At 37.6% G+C, this 15,729-nt stretch carries 13 protein-coding genes, 1 tRNA gene and 2 pseudogenes; 7 read left to right on the plus strand and 9 right to left on the minus strand.

Annotation, left to right across the window (positions count from 1 at the left end; all coding sequences use genetic code 11):
* Nucleotides 1-138: 138 nt before the first annotated feature.
* The 3 genes and pseudogenes from tnpB (MSHOH_RS03325) (at nucleotide 139) to MSHOH_RS03340 (ending at nucleotide 3,858) form a co-directional block, all read left to right on the plus strand.
* Nucleotides 139-1,252 (plus strand): annotated as a pseudogene (gene tnpB / locus MSHOH_RS03325) (IS200/IS605 family element RNA-guided endonuclease TnpB).
* Between the two features lie 348 nt (nucleotides 1,253-1,600).
* Nucleotides 1,601-2,716 (plus strand): IS200/IS605 family element RNA-guided endonuclease TnpB, encoded by a 1,116-nt coding sequence (tnpB, locus tag MSHOH_RS03335; RefSeq protein ID WP_048143105.1) that lies wholly within the window; start codon nucleotides 1,601-1,603, stop codon nucleotides 2,714-2,716.
* 470 nt (nucleotides 2,717-3,186) lie between these two features.
* Nucleotides 3,187-3,858, plus strand: a complete 672-nt coding sequence (locus MSHOH_RS03340; protein WP_052730684.1) for a hypothetical protein — start codon at nucleotides 3,187-3,189, stop codon at nucleotides 3,856-3,858.
* Nucleotides 3,859-5,041: 1,183 nt separating this feature from the next.
* Here the strand turns inward: MSHOH_RS03340 and MSHOH_RS23360 are convergent.
* Nucleotides 5,042-5,227, minus strand: coding sequence for a hypothetical protein (locus tag MSHOH_RS23360; protein WP_158024030.1), 186 nt, complete (start codon nucleotides 5,225-5,227; stop codon nucleotides 5,042-5,044).
* Between the two features lie 386 nt (nucleotides 5,228-5,613).
* Between MSHOH_RS23360 and MSHOH_RS03345 the strand changes: the two genes are divergently transcribed.
* The gene (locus tag MSHOH_RS03345) at nucleotides 5,614-6,216 is read left to right on the plus strand and encodes a GNAT family N-acetyltransferase (protein ID WP_239451188.1); all 603 of its coding nucleotides are present in this window, start codon (nucleotides 5,614-5,616) and stop codon (nucleotides 6,214-6,216) included.
* A gap of 222 nt (nucleotides 6,217-6,438) precedes the next feature.
* Here MSHOH_RS03345 and MSHOH_RS03350 read toward each other — a convergent pair whose 3' ends face one another.
* The gene (locus MSHOH_RS03350) at nucleotides 6,439-7,452 is read right to left on the minus strand and encodes a lipid II:glycine glycyltransferase FemX (RefSeq protein ID WP_048137360.1); all 1,014 of its coding nucleotides are present in this window, start codon (nucleotides 7,450-7,452) and stop codon (nucleotides 6,439-6,441) included.
* Between the two features lie 629 nt (nucleotides 7,453-8,081).
* Nucleotides 8,082-8,421 (minus strand): annotated as a pseudogene (locus MSHOH_RS22525) (transposase); the annotation flags it as partial.
* 1,005 nt (nucleotides 8,422-9,426) lie between these two features.
* On the opposite strand from MSHOH_RS22525, the gene MSHOH_RS03355 reads away from it, so the two are divergent.
* A complete protein-coding gene (locus MSHOH_RS03355; protein WP_052730685.1) occupies nucleotides 9,427-10,692 on the plus strand; it encodes a 6-bladed beta-propeller in 1,266 nt (421 codons plus the stop codon).
* Nucleotides 10,693-11,210: 518 nt separating this feature from the next.
* On the opposite strand, the gene MSHOH_RS24195 is transcribed toward MSHOH_RS03355, so the two are convergent.
* From MSHOH_RS24195 to MSHOH_RS03370, 4 genes are all read right to left on the minus strand, one after another.
* Complete coding sequence (locus MSHOH_RS24195) at nucleotides 11,211-11,378, minus strand: hypothetical protein (RefSeq protein ID WP_162197599.1); 168 nt, start codon at nucleotides 11,376-11,378, stop codon at nucleotides 11,211-11,213.
* A gap of 148 nt (nucleotides 11,379-11,526) precedes the next feature.
* Nucleotides 11,527-11,598: transfer RNA gene (locus tag MSHOH_RS03360), tRNA-Thr, on the minus strand.
* A 185-nt stretch (nucleotides 11,599-11,783) separates the two neighbouring features.
* Nucleotides 11,784-12,338 carry a chorismate--pyruvate lyase family protein gene (locus tag MSHOH_RS03365; protein ID WP_338037933.1) on the minus strand — a complete coding sequence of 185 codons (555 nt, stop codon included), beginning with the start codon at nucleotides 12,336-12,338 and terminating at the stop codon, nucleotides 11,784-11,786.
* 38 nt (nucleotides 12,339-12,376) lie between these two features.
* Complete coding sequence (locus MSHOH_RS03370) at nucleotides 12,377-12,691, minus strand: DUF5611 family protein (RefSeq protein WP_048137364.1); 315 nt, start codon at nucleotides 12,689-12,691, stop codon at nucleotides 12,377-12,379.
* Nucleotides 12,692-12,792: 101 nt separating this feature from the next.
* Here MSHOH_RS03370 and MSHOH_RS23365 point away from each other — a divergent pair, with 101 nt between their 5' ends.
* Together MSHOH_RS23365 and MSHOH_RS03375 are read left to right on the plus strand one after the other, a co-directional pair.
* Entirely contained in the window at nucleotides 12,793-12,945 is a 153-nt protein-coding gene (locus MSHOH_RS23365; protein ID WP_158024031.1) for a hypothetical protein, read from the plus strand.
* A gap of 262 nt (nucleotides 12,946-13,207) precedes the next feature.
* Nucleotides 13,208-13,609 (plus strand): pyridoxamine 5'-phosphate oxidase family protein, encoded by a 402-nt coding sequence (locus tag MSHOH_RS03375; RefSeq protein WP_048137366.1) that lies wholly within the window; start codon nucleotides 13,208-13,210, stop codon nucleotides 13,607-13,609.
* 112 nt (nucleotides 13,610-13,721) lie between these two features.
* On the opposite strand, the gene MSHOH_RS21880 is transcribed toward MSHOH_RS03375, so the two are convergent.
* Both MSHOH_RS21880 and MSHOH_RS03385 read right to left on the minus strand, forming a co-directional pair.
* A complete protein-coding gene (locus MSHOH_RS21880; RefSeq protein ID WP_052730686.1) occupies nucleotides 13,722-15,125 on the minus strand; it encodes an ATP-binding protein in 1,404 nt (467 codons plus the stop codon).
* A 7-nt stretch (nucleotides 15,126-15,132) separates the two neighbouring features.
* A complete protein-coding gene (locus tag MSHOH_RS03385; RefSeq protein WP_082089227.1) occupies nucleotides 15,133-15,702 on the minus strand; it encodes a SpoIIE family protein phosphatase in 570 nt (189 codons plus the stop codon).
* Nucleotides 15,703-15,729 lie beyond the last annotated feature (27 nt).

The following is a 15,729-nucleotide window of genomic DNA, read 5'->3' on the forward strand; positions in this document are numbered from 1 at the left end:
GGCAATTATAGCATATTTACGATAATCAAAGGCAGAATGCCCGTCACTTTAGTGGCGGGATGAATGGCGTCAACTTTCCACAACTACTTTCGTAATTTACCCATGTTATATATGCGGGTAAAACTAATATAACTTTTAATGTTAAAAGCCTATAAGTACAGATTGAAACCTGCTAAAAAACAAGAAACGCTAATAAATAAGCACATCGGTAGCTGTCGGCTTGTCTACAATTGGGCTTTAGAACAGAAAATTAAGACTTATGAACAGACTGGAAAATGTATAAATCACATGGAGCTGGATAAGCTTCTTCCTGCCCTGAAAACTGAAAAACCTTTCCTGAAAGAAACTAATTCTCAGTCATTTCAGGGAATGACAAAACATGTAGATGCGGCTTTTGTTAGATTTTTCAGAGAGAAGAACGGCTTTCCCAGATTCAAATCAAAGAAAAATCCGGTACAGTCTTTTCCTGTACCTCAACACTACTTTGTAGACTTTAAAAAGGGCATAGTCAAGCTCCCTAAAATCGGAGAGGTTGAAGTTCTATTTCATAGAACGTTTGAAGGTACTCTGAGAACAGCAACAGTTTCAAGATCATGTACTGGAAAATACTACGTCAGTATCCTTGTTGAAGATGGGAAAGAACTTCCTACAAAACAGAAGTATTCTGAATCTACTACAGTGGGTATAGATGTCGGGATTAAGGATTTTGCTGTACTCTCTACAGGCGAAAAGATTGAAAATCCAAAATACCTGAAAAATTCTCTTAAAAGACTTAAATGTCTCCAAAAAAGAGTGTCAAGGAAACAGGTAGGTTCTAAACGCAGAGATAAAACAAGAAAACTACTCTCAAAAATCCATGAAAAAATTAGTAATCAGAGAAACAATTTCCAGCACAAACTCTCTTCTAAACTTATCCGCGAGAACCAAGCTATTACACTGGAAACTCTGAATGTTAAAGGTATGGTCAAGAATAACCATTTAGCACAGGTTATAAGTGATTCTGCATGGCATAGCTTTGTAACGAAGCTAGAATAATAAGGCTAAATGGTTCGGGAAAACGGTACTAAGGATTGGACAATTTGAGCCTTCTTCTAAACTTTGTAATGTTTGCGGTTATCATAATTCAGAATTGACACTAAAGGATAGAGAATGGATCTGCCCTGATTGCAAGACTCCGCATGATAGGGATATTAATGCTGCAATTAATATCAAAAAGTTCTCTCTCCTTGAGCAAAATCTCATAATTAATTGACACCTGCGGAACGCAGGGAAGAACCTGGGGACTTGCTCTCAAAAGAGAGAGGGATGAACCAGGAAGCCTGCCATTTCAATAGCGGGTAGTTCACTTCAATCACTCAGATACGAGATCCATGCATCTATTCGCATCTACTAATCAACAGGGTCTAACATTATTCTTTTTTTATCTTTTTCAGGAAAGGCAAAATTTTCTACAAATTCAAAACGTGGAGAAGTATTTAACTTTAAGGCGTGAAGTCCCCTTCCTCGGAGCGAAGCGACAGGTGGGGGATGAAAGCCGTCAACTTCATTATAGTAAGTTTAATAAAATCTATATATCTCTTTAAAACGCATAATGCATAGCATGTTAAAAGCCTACAAATATCGAATCTACCCTAACAAAAAACAAAAGGAAATGATACAAGTTCATTTTGGCGCATGTAGATTTGTCTATAACTGGGCTTTAGAACAGAAAATAAAAACTTATGAACAAACTAAGAAATCAATATCAAGGTTTGATTTCCAGCACATTTTAGTCCATGAAGTAAAACCTTCTAACGAATGGTTAAAAGAAGCTAATTCACAGGCTCTACTTGCCTCTTTAGTAAATGTAGAATCAGCATTTACTAAATTCTTTAGAGAAAAATCCGGATTTCCTAAGTTCAAGTCTAAGAAAAATCCGGTTCAATCATATCGAATGCCTCAACATTATGCGGTAAATTTTGAGAAGCAGATAATTAAGCTTCCTAAAATAGGTGAAGTTAAAACCATACTTCATAGAAGGTTTGAAGGCAAACTTAAAACCGCAACAATTTCAAGATCAAGTACAGGAAAATATTATATCAGTATCCTTGTAGATAATGAAAAAGATATTCCTGAAAAGCAGAACTTTTCAGAATCAACTACAATAGGTATTGATGCAGGCATCAAAGATTTTGCAGTTCTATCAAATGGAGAAAAGGTTGAAAATCCAAAATACCTTAAAAATTCTCTAAAAAGAATGAAAGCTCTCCAAAAAAGAGTATCGAGAAAAGTTAAAGGCTCTAAGAATAGGAATAAGGCTAGACAGCATCTTTCAAAAATCCATGAAACTATTAGCAATCAGAGAAATAATTTCCAGCATCAACTCTCTTTCAGACTGATTAGCGAGAACCAAGCTATTGCGCTGGAAACTCTGAATGTTAAAGGTATGGTAAAAAATCATTGTCTGGCTCAGTCCATTTCAGATGCTTCGTTGAGTAGTTTTGTAACAAAATTAGAGTATAAAGCTGAATGGTTGGGAAAAACCATTTTACGAATAGGAAGATTTGAGCCATCTTCTAAATTATGCAATGTTTGTGGGCATCACAATTCTAATCTAACTCTTGATATTAGAGAGTGGACGTGTCCTGATTGCAAAACAAAGCATGACAGAGACATAAATGCTGCAATCAATATCAAAAAGTTCTCTCTTCAAGATCAAAATCTTATAGTTATCTGACACCTATGGAACGTAGGGGATGAGCTTGTGGACTTGCGAACGGTAGTTCGAGGGATGAAGCAAGAAGCCACTTCCTCGCTTTCATCAGAAAGCAGGGAGGGGTAGTTCACTTATGTATTACACTCATCGAGTAACTCTCAGCGAAAGTAAGCTTTGAAACTGAGTGTGAAAAGAGAAGTATAAATAAGCTTCAGATAGGACTTTCAGGCGCCTTTGATACCATTTTTGCTTACCATCCCTACGACCTCGTCCTTACCAGGGACGCGTTATGTCCCTAAGCCACCAAGAGGTCTGACTCCATGTTTTATGTCCTCTGGAGACTGTAGTAACACTGTAACCGGTTAGATACCTTCAGACAAATTATCTAAAATAAGAGGGTTTTATGCAGCTCAGATTCAAAATGTTTAAAAGTTGCGAGCGGCATTAATAATAAATATTTTCTAAATGAAACATAAAAGAGGAAATAATTCATGGGACAATTGAACTCGCTTTCTATCCTCTTAACCTTGATCCTGCTTCTTCTAGTCCCAAGTCTCGCAGCAGCCGAAATTGTAGCAGAATCTATGGAAATCTCTTATCAAGTAAACAACTCTGACCGAATAATTATTGGTACAGTCAGCAAGATTGGCACATTTTACGACTACACGATTTATACAATTGCAGTTAAAGAATGGCTCTATAATCCCATTCCTGTAGAGACAATAAAAGTAAGAAGCGAAATTGGGACTAGTAAAGGAATCGAAGATGAAGTCGAATTTGCCCAGAACGAATCCGCACTCTTGATGTTAATGGATGAAAATCTCGATAAACAGCTTTTTAGAGTGCCCCTGGGAGTAAAATATCCTATTTCAGATAGAGATACGGTAATCGAGGAACTGAAGGCGCAAGGTATGTGGCAAGAAGAAAATCAAACTGTGAACGAGATAAAAGATGCTGGAATTGCAGAAAATGCAGTAACAGTGGGCGAGCAAGACGAAAGTCAAAATAAGACAAACTATACCGGAATGACAGAAAATACAGGAACAGCAGGAGATCAGGAGGAGAATTCCAACTCTACTCAGAGATCAAACAGTATTCCTTTCATAGGCCTTTTCCAGGTGTTTGTAACGTTTATGGTTGCAGTAATGTATGCAAGGAAGTAAGTATGTAAGGAAGTAAAGATTTTCGCTTTTCTTCAGTTATCCTTGCAGGCTCTATAACCCGCCAAATCCTGCTGCATCCTGCAAATGACGATGGATACTTCAAAAAATAACAGAGTTTATGAAGGCAAAGTCAGGAGATAGAAACATGGAAATATCTCTAATGAAAAACCGGTTTTTATATTTCATTATGCTCGTTGTTATATTCGTTATTGGGATATCTTTCTGTTTCATGATTTAATGTTTGGAATACTCAGTGGAGCCTGCTTTTGAATGGGGACATGTATGGCGAAAAGGCATGAACAAAGATGAGAGAACGGGAACAGGAAGAAACAGAAAAATATAACTGAGCCAGCCGTAGGCTTACGGTTTGCTTCTGGATATTACAACGTATCTTCTAAAGTCCGGCTGGATTCGATACTACTTTCCTCTGGATCTTGTAGGTGCTTTGCAGGCGGTAAATCCCTCAAACTATAAGGGAAAAACCGGTCTTCCTAACGTCTAAACAGTGCAACAATTTAAATAATAGTGATAACTATATTTATCTATCCATCCAATTGTGTGATAAGACCTCTCCCGCCTGAGATATGCACTCAGGCGGGTCTTATGAGTGATTGAGTGCTTCACAGGAAGCCCGATCTTTGCTTCTTTTCTAAAAAAGTCTTAACATAACCAGTACAGTTAATTCTACTCTTTACCAGTAGTTCTTTTGACGAAGGTTCTTAGATATTCAGAAACAGAAAGGCAACTTTTGTAATTAAATTATATAGATAATTATTTTGTAGAAGAGTACTCATTTTCATTATTCTTTTATAAGCGCTCACTTATAAAATCGCCAGTAAGTGAAATCAATCTTTCCAAAAGTAAATTTAGAAGGAGATAAGATAAAATCTGTAATTCCAGATAAGGTAAGGACGTTGATGAGAGTTTCTTTGGCTTTTTGCTCTGTATCGGAGAAAAGCGTGGATAACGTTCAAGTTTCTGGCGTTAATATCTTTGGAGATCATGAGCTTTACACATCGGTCACATCCAATCCTTTGGAAATAAAAGAGACTCTCAGATAGGGTGTCCCTTCCCTGAGCTTGATACTAATCTGGAGGTTTTAGATAGATTTGAGGGGGGGAGTGAACGAGTTATGCCGTAAGTTCTGCGAGCCGTTTCTCTGTCGCATAGGATCTGTGGGGGATCATAAACGAACGTGGTCGGAGACATCCAGATGTGGCTGACATTCGGGTTGAGTGCAAAGCAGGAGGATCACTTTCGACGGGTCAACTTTAGTGCAGACATCATCCAAGCCCGGATTCTCATTTTTCTGATCATTCTGCCTTTTGCAGTCCTTGTGGTCAACGACTACAGTTTTTTGGGCTCTCACCGATATTCTATATGCTTTTAGCGCTTAGACTTGCTATTATTACATACACTATCCTGTTCTTCAAAAGCCTTCGCTTCTTACATCACTCTCTTTTGCCACTTTTACTCAAGAACGATTTGATACTGGGAGACTTTCCAAAATTTAATACATTACTCGGTTACTATTTATGCGTGGAAGTTGCAATAAATTGTTAGATATAACTTAAATTATTATGTTTACGGGAAAAACGAGAGGGGGCATCTATAGCTTCTGTTTTCTTGGCGGTTTATTATGGTTTTATCCTGTGAATATCTAAGCAAGAAATAAGAGTTTTAGAGATTCCATCCCAGAATGCGCAAAACCTGAGAAACGCAAAAACTTGGTCCAAAAACTCTGGTTATTACTTCATGCACAGGGTACTCGATTACAGGAAAATAGATCCCAAAATTATCCAAAAATTGTTCTGGATAGATTACTTAAAGGTGGCTTATATGGAGTTCAGAAGAGCCCAAATTACTAAATCAATTGTATATTTAACGGGCATGAAGAGAATATTAAGAGATAATTTTGGGATTCTACTTTTAAAGGGATGGAAGCAGTTGGATAAAGGAAGTATTGTACTCGTAGATGACCATGTAATTCCTGAAATTCTTAGAATCCAGTCTGAGGAGTTTCAGAATAAAAGTGAAAAAGATATAGTAAGACATTCAAAGTGTTCCAGAGAAATATTCTATGTCATTAAGAATCAGAATAAAGTTATTGGCTATTGCATATACTACCTTAAGCCTAAGATTTCTTTTAAGAGTTTTAAGAGGCAAGCCGTAATATACTCAATCGCAACCGACAGAAACTTCAGATGCAAAGGCTTTGCTGAGAGACTATTAAAAGAAAGCATTAAGGAAATGAAACTGAATAGAATATCGTTAATTTTTTTATATGTAAGTGTGAATAATGTTCCTGCTATAAAATTATACAACAAAACGGGTTTTGTAATCGTTGAACAAACCTAAAATGTATGTGGACAGAAGGAGAAGTGTTACAAAATGGAACTGAAGCTTACTTAATTATTGCATGCGCCTGGAAAGCATCTTTTTATAAAACAATTTTGCCTTTATTATGGTATGTGAGAAATGTGGAAAGAGGAGACTCTAAGTATTGCCACAACCGAATAATTTGCTTAGTAAATGTGTCAAAATGCATTTCTTTTTTCCTTTTTAACTCCAGGCCTTTTTTCATAAATGGATTTTTTGGTACACTTTTAACCCATAATCTGTGATTTTTTTCTTTAGAGGAGAATGGATATGAACGTGTCTTCCATAATTAACCAGTTTTCCGCCAAATCGTCTTTTGAATTCTCTCGGACCATATTCCACGTCAGGTTTACCAGCTCCACCAAAATCAAATAATTTATAATTGTTTTCTATTCCCCATTTCAGAACATGCCACACCAGGTAATCATTAGGAAATAGCGATAATGCATTATTTGAAGTTCCAGCATACCAGGCGAAAATTGTGTGATTGTATGTTAAAACAGCTATAGAACTAAGATATATATCATCGTGCTTTGCTAAAAAAAATTTTACCATATTCTTTGGTACGAGTTGATCAAATGCTGACTCAAATAGTGAAATGTCTGCAAGTGGTATACGTGCTCTCTTATAGGTCTCTTTTACCAAGTCATAAAAAACAGGTATCATTTTTCTGTGATTTATCTCTTCAATTACTATGCCTTCTCTAATTGCTTTATTGATATTTCTTCTTCTTGATCTATGAAGCTGTCTCCAAAGATCTTCTTCCAATAATTCAAGATTTATAATAAAGTTAAGATGGTTCTCATAGTCATAATTTTCTACTTTATCAAGTAAGGATTTCATATCATTGAAGTTCCATGTTTCCGTATAAACAGATTTTTTTTGTACTTTTTTATCATATTCAATTACCATTTTTGATATGCAATCAATCGAGTTACCTGAAACGAGGGGTCCTCCTTCAATGATAGAACGAGTAGAAAATTCACCTAATAAAGTTTTACCTAATAAACCTGTCATTTCACATATTGTTACTCCGTTTAACACACCCTCAATTTTACCTGTGATTTCATTAACAGCACAAAGTTTTATTGGGAAATAGTTTTTAGTCTTTTCGTATACATAGTACATTGATGTCGTTTGGAATATATTTCCAAAAGGATGGTTTTTTACATATTCATCCCATTTTTGATCATCTATGTCAGATGTGATATACATTGTTATTCGCCACCATCAAGCTTCCTTAAATGAGTTTAAACGGTATGTACAGTGTAACCAAAGATAAAAAGAATAAATTTAAAGTACACCTGTAATTTAATTTTTTAAACGAATTTTTTTCTAGATTTTCCTTTGACTTCACTTTCCAGTCCTTTTCCATATTCGCTCCAAAACACCTCAAATATCAGTGCATTGCCACGGATTATTTGTAGTGCCTGCAGCCTTCATTACTAATATAAAGGAGGCAGATAAAGCTGCAAGGAAACGATTACTCGATTTCCACACAGAAACACCACACAAATTATTCTTGATAATTTCATCTCAACAATAATCACTGGAAGGAGGTTTTAAGTTCCATATGGTTATTGATCTGAGATTAATACTGATAGATAAATTCAGAATTAATTTTGAAATTTTTGATTAAATATAAACGATGTTTATTAAAATGGTCAATATTATTTAATATTGTCGAATAGTTGTTATTATCTTTTAAATCTTAATTTTTAATCAAGAGTTTGAAGATACTTGTTGGGCATTAAATTGTGTGACTTGCAATATTTGGAATAACTTAAATCAAGTATGTTTTATTACTTAGGGAGCGCAGAGTGTCACGAATACCCTGACCTGTACAAGCTGTCCAATAAACTTTTTTGCTTCTTTATTGGAAACCTTTTTAGAGTTTGCCTTATCAGATGGACGTGACACATCTGCCAGCTCGATCCAGTAGAGGATTCTCTAACTGCTTTTTGTATTCCTTTATAACAATCAGAAACAATTAACTTGACACCTCTTAACTCTCTTTCTTTGAGATCATCGAAGAGATCTTCCCAGAACATAGCGGTTTCGCTATCTGGCAGTCTTGTTCCAAGTATCTCGCAATAACCGTATCATGATCCCAGCAACTACAAAGAGAACTTCGTTTTCATAACAAAGTCCGTCTCTTACCTCGAGATAAGCATCAATAAGTAAAGGATTTCATTCTATCCACTTTGCGAGAAATGTTTGGGGTTTATAGCCATTTCTACTGGCTTTACATGAATTAGCTCACTCGTAACGTTGTGAGCCAGATGCAGGTAGCTCTAAGTGCGACCCCAGTGAAACTGAACACACGCCCTGCCAAACGCGTCCCTGGTAAGGACAAGGTCGTAGGGAAATAATGTTCGCTTTATATCTCGATTCTTCCCAACATCATTCTCGTAGGTACACACAGGAAAAAGAGCCCTGAAAACTCGCCTGAACTGATATAATTTATTTAGACAAATACATAAAAAGCTTAATAGAACTGTTATGTTCATACAGGAGAAAAGTATAGTGAGAAGAGGACTTATAGCCCACAAACTCACAAAAAATATTTATAAATTATTGGGTGGGATTTTCAGGCGCTTCTGTCATCGTTTTTGCCTAAAAGATTCACTATATTGTTCTAATCAAGAGGCATGTGTATATCAGCTGTAAAAACGTAAATTTCATATGAGCAAACATGCAATGTTTAATTGTTCAAAACCCTTTTTCACTCGTTTGTTTTATTATCCATAAACTAATTGGGTAATAAATAATCACTTCTTTCTTTATGTTCTATAATTATTTTTTATTTGCTTTTTTCTTTATTCATATTGTATTATAGTATCTCATAGACTGAATGGGACCATTTTAGACCTATTCTAAATTTACTGCCAACTACCTTGATCATTATTATTGAACTATTAATAAATGAACTAATTATTTAGTATAAAAAGTCCTATTCAAATAAAAAAATTCTTATACTTATATAATCTTCTGAAGTATAGCAGTTATTTATTAAAAGATATTAATATTTAATTAATATTTATGAATATTTATTCTGTTGTATAATCAAATTCTTAACTTTTTAAATGTGATTTAAAAAACGATTCTTTTGTAACAGCTACTTCAAAAACAGATTCTATTGAATTAGGAATGGCTAAAAAGTAAAAGAAGAAGAGGAGGGATTAGACGATGAAATCTCAAAAAGTTAAAATGTTTAGGACAGCATCAATCTGCTTAACTATTTTCCTTCTTGGATCTATGAGTGTCTCTATTACGCACGCTGAGAGTTACAAGACTGATGGGTTAATTAGTAATGGGCAGGGTACTGACAATTTACAATTTAGTGGTCCGTGTGATATTGTGATAGATTCCTCTGACAATCTGTATATTGTTGAAAAGTGGAATAATCGTATTCAACATATTGCCAGTAATGGAGACTTCATAACTAAATGGGGTTCTTCAGGTAATAGTAATGGAAGTTTTTCTTCGCCAACAGGTATTGCAATAGATTCCTCAGGCAACGTTTATATTGCAGATAGCATTAACAACCGGATAGAAAAGTTCAGTAGTGATGGAAAATACATTACAAACTGGGGTTCTTGGGGTATCGGTAATGGGCAATTTAAATATCCACTAGACGCAGCTATAGACTCTTCAGGAAATGTGTTTGTTGCTGATTCAGGTAATAACAGAATACAGGAGTTTAATAGTGATGGTACTTTCATCAATCAGTGGGGTCAGCCTGGTGACGGAAATGGGCAATTAAAAAATCCATCCCATATAGCCATTGATTCTAGTAATAACATTTACGTGATTGATGACAATAATAGAGTTCAAAAATTTAGTAGTGACGGTAGTTTCATAACACAATGGGGTTCCTATGGTACCGGTGACAATCAATTTAAGGGTCCAAGTGGTATTACTGTAGATTCTTCCGACAATGTTTATGTCACTGACTATAATAATAATAGAATTGCAAAATTCGATAATAACGGCAACTTTATTGTGAAATGGGGAGAACAGGGCTCTGGCAATGGGCAACTTGGGAATCCGTGTGGTGTCGCAATAGATTTATCTGGAAATGTTTATGTCTCAGAATTTGGTAATTACCGCATTCAGAAGTTTACTATTTCCAGCGATGATGTCTCCGTTACTACTCATAGTGAACAGCCTGCTGAACAACCTACTGAACAGCCTACTGAGCAACCTACTTCTGAAACTGAAGATCCCAATATAGTCAATTATGTGATAACTAAGATAACAAATATATTTAGCAACGACGGTGACGTCACTATTGACAGTAATAATAATAATATTACAGGCAATAATAATGTCACAGTCGAGCAAATTGGAGATGGAAGCAAGAATAATCTCAGTTTGGGTATAAAAATAGGTTTGGGCGGTCTTATTGGTGTTTCAATTTATACGATTTGGAGAAAAAAAGAAAAAAAGTAAGATTTTCAGTATCACACGCTCTTTCTATGGCTTCGGCTTTTTTAAGCGTGATGTATTCCACAGCTTTGTGTAACATCACGCTTGAGTTATTTATTCGTAATGTTACTTCTAAAAGTCATTCTGTTTTCTATTTCATTTATTTTTTATTCTTTTTGTGTTATCAGGAATAGTCCCTCCTTCTTTATTTCATAAACTTTTTTTAAAATACCGTGGCCCTGGTGATTTCACTAATTTACAGCAAAAGGCGCCATTCAGAAAAGTATTTTTTTAGGTAGTCTTTTTTTGATGCTTTATCTAAAAAATAGAGATATCAGGTTATTACATGGATTGTTTCCCTGCTTCTAATGCTAGTGTTGCCCTAACTGATTACATCTGAATTAGTTCAAGGCTCATCCTGAGGTTTATTAAAAAGGTCAGGATACTTCTCTTTTAATGGTTTCTCTAGCTCTGGATCTAATTTTGCTTCATAAAGTGTCTTTGCTTCAGAAATCTGGTCAACTGTTAAATTCTTGGCTCCTTCAAGGTTGGCCTTTATCTGATCTTTCTAATTCTGAGATAAACATGGAAAGGTCCCTTTTTTCAACTTTGTCAAGGTCAAGCTGGAGCTTCACAGCGATAATTTTCAGAACCGAAATATTTCTAAATTCGATGTCAGCCCAATCGCTCAGTAAAACAGTTATCCACAAACTCCAAGATCAGCTTTTTGTTTGTATCAGAAATTGGTGCAAGTGTAGTGATTTTAGCCTCTTCTGAAGACTGCAATTATAAATGCCCACGTCCACTGTACTACTTCTCTAAGTGAAAAAAAATGGGCTTTAAACAAAAAATAGAAAAAGCCTCGGGCGGGATTTGAACCCGCGACCTCGTCCTTACCAAGGACGCGCTATACCCCTAAGCCACCAAGGCACTGTTGCTGTAAGAGCATCTCCAAAATATCACACCAGAGATATAAAGGTTTCGACTGAAGCAGATGCAAATCGAGAAAAATCTCTTCATTAACTAAAAATTCGGGATCTGGTTTGAAAAATTTGGAGAACTGGCAGGGAAAACTGCCAATTTCTTTAGTGTTTGTTTTTCGGGAGTTCGGGTTTTCAGAGTTTCCAGCGCGCATCAATGGGGAAGCGCTCGTTGATCCACATGAGGACATGGTTGTTGTGGACGATTTTGTAGGTACGGGAAAGGACAGGGATTCCATCAAAGGTGAGTTCGCCTTCAAGGATTTCGAGTTCTACCATATCTCGCCTGGTCTCAAGGTTGTGGGAGCGCAGGATGCGGCCGATTGGAATGTCTGCCCGCATAAGCTGGTCCCTCATCGTTTGTGGCATACGTGCCAGGGGAGAGAGCGACCTTGCATGGACCAGAACTGTGTCTCCGGCGTAGAGGCGAACTGTCCTGTCATTTACGTCACTCCCTTCTTCTACCCCGAGAAGGTCAGCCAGTTCCTTATCGGCTTTGACTACAAATTGAGACTCGGTTTTTACGTTGACCTGTTTTCGGGTCATGATTTCGAGGAGAAAGGTTACGGAACCGTCGGTCCCACAGCAAACCCGGAGGCAGGTGGGAATCTCAAGGCTTTTCAGTTTTTCAAGGAAATCTCCTTCCAGAACGATACCTCCAGGTAAATGCTGCAGGATATTATTGGTAATTTATTGATAGTGTTAGACAGGAATGAGCAGTCAGGAGGTTATTCCTCTCCGACTTCCTTTTTCGCCATTTTCAGGCGCTCTTTTGCCGTGTAGCCGGTAGCCTTAAAGAGAAAGTCTCTGTAGGCTTTGTTGGTCTGAAGGATCGTTTCATCATCCTTTACAGTTGTATCGGAAACCGTCTCCACACAGAGCATTTTGTTCTCTATCCAGACCGTGATTTTGGACATTGCCCCGTATGAGGTATCGAAGCGGTCCCCGTTCCGGGAGATTTCAACAGGGAAGCTTTCCTGCATTACCTGGTATATTCTGTCAGGTTCAGGTTTAAAGCCACGTTTTAACTTGTATTGCTGCATTGCTATCCTCTTATAAGATATTTTCATCTCAGATAAAGTTTGCTCAGAACCGTTTTGCCTGGAACATGCAGTGATAATCCGAAGCAGCCGGAGAAATGGTTATGAAAATGGTCCTGGGTGTCGGTTACTTCAAAGGTTCTGGTCTTCATGCATTTCTGCTCCAGGTAACCCGGCTAATTACCGATCCAGTAACGCTTATCTCTGGTTTCCTGTATCTGGTTCCGGACTGGAGTAACACCATATATTTATTTTAATATCATTTTCAGTCATTCTTAAATTAATTATAAGTATGTATCTTTCCTAGTTTATTATGTGTATATACTTTAATTAAGTGTATATACTTTAATTTTATACGGCTGGAATTTATCCTGATGCAGTTTTTACAGGGCTTTCATGCTTTAAACGGGAGTTTCGGTTCAAAGCATGAAAACAGGACTTCCGGTCAAAAAATAGTACATCTTCTGATTTCTAAAACATTGAACTGAAAATTAAGGAAAATTAAAGGGGAAACTGGACATGGTAAAACTTCCTGCAGATGTAAAAGAAGCACTTGCAAATCAACAGGTTACCTCATTTGTGACCTCAGATAAAAACGGAGTCCCAAATGTTTGTCTTATGGGTTTTGTAAAAGCAAGAGACGACGAAACTATCATTCTGGCAAATGTTTTCTGGAAAAAGACTGAAGCTAATTTGAAAGAAAATCCGAAAGCTGCTATCAGTGCTTACATGCCTCCGATGAAAGCTTACCAGATAAAGGGAAATGTGGAATTAATAAACGATGGTCCTCTCATGAATGAGGTTTACGACTGGGTCGCTTCCAAAATGGCAAACCTCAAACCCAAAGGAGCCGCCCTTCTCCATGTGGAAGAGATCTACAGTATGAGTCCTGGTCCTAACGCAGGGGAAAGGATTTCCTGAGACCCTTTTACTTGATTTTTTATCTCCACTGTGCTCAGGCACAGAGGATTTTTTTTCCTGATTTGTTTTAGGTCTGTTTTAGATCTGTTTTTATGGCTGTTTTGGATTTGATTTAGGTTTGTTTTATCGGTAACGTAAATATGAACGTGCTGCCTTTTCCGACTTCGCTCTCTATCCATATTTTTCCGCCGTGCAGTTCCACAAGTTTCTGGACAATGGTGAGACCAAGCCCGCTTCCCTGATACGTTCGAACCTCCCAGGTGTCTATTTGGCTGAAAGGCTGGAACAGCTTTTTCCGGTCCTCCTGCGATATCCCAATACCGCTGTCCCTTACAGAGATCTCTGCAAGGCCTCCGGCAATTCTGGTTCTGACGGCCACCGAGCCGTTATAGGGAGTGAACTTTATTGCATTGCTTGTGAGATTATAAAGGATTTCTCTGAGTTTTGCTTCGTCTGCATGGAGAACCCAAAGTTGAGGGTCGATGTCCTTATCAAGACTGATGCCCTTTTTTGACGCTAGGGGAATAAGTGTTGTCAGAACCTCACAGATCAACCTTGATACTGATACCTCCGTGTATCGAAGCTCCATTTTTCCTGCTTCGATCCTGGAAAGGTCAAGAATATCATTGATTAAAGACAGCAGATGTTTCCCGCTCATGGAAATATTGTCAACATACTTTTTCTGTTTTTCATTTAGCGGCCCTGCAGTTTGCTCAAGCAAAAAATCTGAATATCCAATAATGGAATTTAGCGGTGTCCTTAACTCATGGCTCACGTTGGCCAGAAAACTGGACTTAGTGTTGTTTGCTTCTTCAGCGGCCAGTTTGGCTTTGACCATCATCTCTTCTGCCCTTACCTGTTCTGTCACATCAATCCCCAGACCTCCATATAGTATTATTCCATCACCCTGATTAATTGGAAACCTTATTGTGCGGTAAAAAAGTTCGTTTCCTTCCAGACCTGCAAGAGACTCAATTTTCGTGTTGCTATCTTTTTCTTTAGCTCCCTCATCTCTGATTCGCTTCTCTATCTCTGGATGCTCCTTCAGATAACTGTTTGAGTACAGGATAAATCCTCTATCATCTTTTATGAACGCAGCAGCAGGCAAATTATCCATAAACGTGGTAAATTGTTTTTTACTCTGCTGTAATCCTTTAGAATATTTTTTAAGTTCCCTGTTCGCCTGCTCAAGTTCTCGGGCGTACTTTTGGAGTTCACTCCTGCTTTTTTCGGAAGCTTCGATCCATTCTCTGAATGCAAGACCATAAGCCATCATTATTTCCATCAGAGGAGTCGAAAGATAACGTGCTGATTCGATAAGTCTGGCGTCCGGGTAGGCTTCTGCAAGGCAGGCTACTGCTTCTTCATGGATCTCTGCGATATCCTCAGGGGGTACATTTTCCTGGACCAGTTCTCGCCCCAGTTTCTCTATTTCAAAGAGATACTTCTCATCAGGGTCGTTAAAATAGCTCTTCAGAAGGATGTAATACCTTTGTTTGAAATTTGGTATTGACATGAGCAGGTCATCCCTTATATATTAGAATTGTCGCATCATCTGTTTCTTTTGCGTGATCCCTGAGTATCAGGTCTGCCAGTTCTTGTGTACCTATGTAGGGAAAGTTGTCATAACCGGAAACATCCAGGCGTTCTGAGATGCCGTCAGTCCACATAAGCACAAGGTCTCCGGCATCCAAATCTGCAGTATTTGTATTCAGTTTCCTGTATCCTCCCCCAACAATGCCCCAATCGCTGCTCAGGTTAATTTTTTTTCTACCTCTTATTGCCACACTGACATTTCCTATTCCAGCATGAGTCAATACAGAGTTTCTTTTATCAACAATAACGATACTCATCGCAACCCCTCGAGTATGACTTATTTCTCTGTCGTACTTCTCAAATATACGGGGAAGTGGTTCACAGAGGTTACGGGATACACAACAGATGGCTGCCTTTGCAGCTTTCTCAGCCTCTATTCCATGTCCGAGACCGTCAACCATGCACAATGTGACGCTGTCTTTATTTTCCCACCATCTGTATTGATCCCCACAATGCGGATCATTGAAAAAAGAATGAGTTGCAGTACCTATATCCATTGTTCCTTCCTTTTTTCAGGTCTCCTG

It is taken from the genome of Methanosarcina horonobensis HB-1 = JCM 15518 (assembly GCF_000970285.1).
Lineage (GTDB): Archaea > Halobacteriota > Methanosarcinia > Methanosarcinales > Methanosarcinaceae > Methanosarcina > Methanosarcina horonobensis.